Genomic DNA, 1792 nt, shown 5'->3' with positions numbered 1-1792 from the left:
AATCCACCAACCCACCCCACCGCAACGGCAACTCCAAACCCACCACCCGACCCAAACCCCACACCGCAGCACCCGCGACATCGGTCAACACGTCCGAGCCGCCGACCGACACCGCCCCGCGCGTCAGCCACCACAGCCGGCCCGTCCCGCCGACCTCGGCCAGCGCCTGCACCACGGCCAGCGCCGTCGACACCTCGGCGGCGGCCGGGACCGCGGAGGGCTCCCGCCGGTCGGCCAGCGACAGCAGGGACACCACGGAGGCGTCCCGGCCGTCGGAGCCCATCGCCTCCCGCAGCAGCCGCGCCACCCGGTCCCGGTCCGCGCCGGCCGGGACCAGCACCGGGACCGCCCGGTCGGCCCGGGCTGCCAGGGCCGCGGCCACCGGGTGGTCCTCCTGCCCCGGCGCCATCAGCAGCAGCCAGGTGCCCGCCAACGTCGCGGACTCCGGCACGGCGGCCGTACGCCACGTCGCCCGGTACCGCCAGGAGTCGACGGCGGCCCGCTGCTGCGTGGCCCGCCGCCACCGGGCGAGCTTGGGCAGCAGCGCCGTGGACGGCTCGTCCGCCCCCAGCGCCAACTCGTCGTCCAGCACCGCGAGGTCACCGGACTCGACCGCCGCCCAGAACTGCTCGTCGGACGGGGCGTTGGCCCCCTCGGGAGCCGGGGCGGGCTGGGGATCCTCCAGCCAGTAGCGCTGCCGGTCGAAGGCGTAGGTGGGCAGCTCGACCACACGCGGCCGGGCGCCTGCCTGGTGCAGGTACGCGGCCCAGTCGACGGGCACGCCGGCGGCCCAGAGCTGCCCGACGGCCGTGGTGAGGGTGGCGACGTCGGACTGGTTGCGGCGCAGCGTGGCGACGTACCGCACGTCGTCGGCGGCTTCCGCCTCGGTGGCCATGGCGGTCAGTACGGCGTCCGGGCCGACCTCCAGGAACGTGTCCACGCCCTGCGCCCGCAACGCCGCCACACCATCGGCGAACCGCACCGGCTGCCGCACGTGCCGCACCCAGTACTCCGGATCCACCAACTCCAACGCATCCGCCACCGCACCGCTCACATTCGACACGATCGGAACCCGCGGCACCCGCCAATCAAGCCCCGCCACCACCGACCGGAACTCGTCCAACATCGGCTCCATCAACCGCGAATGGAACGCGTGACTGACCGACAACTCCTTGACCCGCCACCCCCGCTCACGACACACCGCCACCACCGAGGCGACCTCGTCGGTGGCACCCGACACCACCACCGACGCCGGACCGTTCACCGCCGCGACGTCCACCGCCGCACCCGACGCCTCGATGACCTCCCGCACGTCGACCTCGGCGGCACCGACCGCCGCCATCACCCCACCGGCCGGCAACGCCTGCATCAACCGACCCCGCGCCGAAACCAGGACACACGCATCAGCCAGGGACACCATCCCCGCCACGTACGCCGCCGTCACCTCACCGATCGAATGACCCGCGAAGAAGTCCGCCCGCACACCCCACGACGACAGCAACTCCCACAACGCCACCTCGACCGCGAACAACCCCGCCTGCGCGAACACGGTCTGATCCAGCAGCGCCGCGTCGGCGGAACCCGCCTCGGCGAACACCACCTCCCGCAACCCACGCGGCAGATGCGGGTCGATCTCGGCACACACCTCGTCGAAGGCCGAAGCGAACACAGGGAACGCCTCGTACAGCTCGCGGCCCATCCCGGCGCGCTGCGAGCCCTGACCCGTGAACAACACCGCCCGACGACCCGCCGACACCACACCCGACACCGCCGGCCGACCCTCAGCCACCGC

Annotated in this window: 1 protein-coding gene; it reads right to left on the bottom strand. The window is 73.4% G+C overall.

The annotated features are described in order from the left end of the window. Nucleotides 1–1792: acyltransferase domain-containing protein (locus ACSNN9_RS28400; RefSeq protein ID WP_436676379.1), on the bottom strand; the 1792-nt coding region annotated here is incomplete at both ends.

It is taken from the genome of Micromonospora sp. URMC 107, from assembly GCF_051386315.1.
Classification (GTDB): domain Bacteria; phylum Actinomycetota; class Actinomycetes; order Mycobacteriales; family Micromonosporaceae; genus Micromonospora.
Note: the sequence above shows the minus strand (reverse complement) of the source record. Positions and strands in the feature narration are given on the sequence as shown.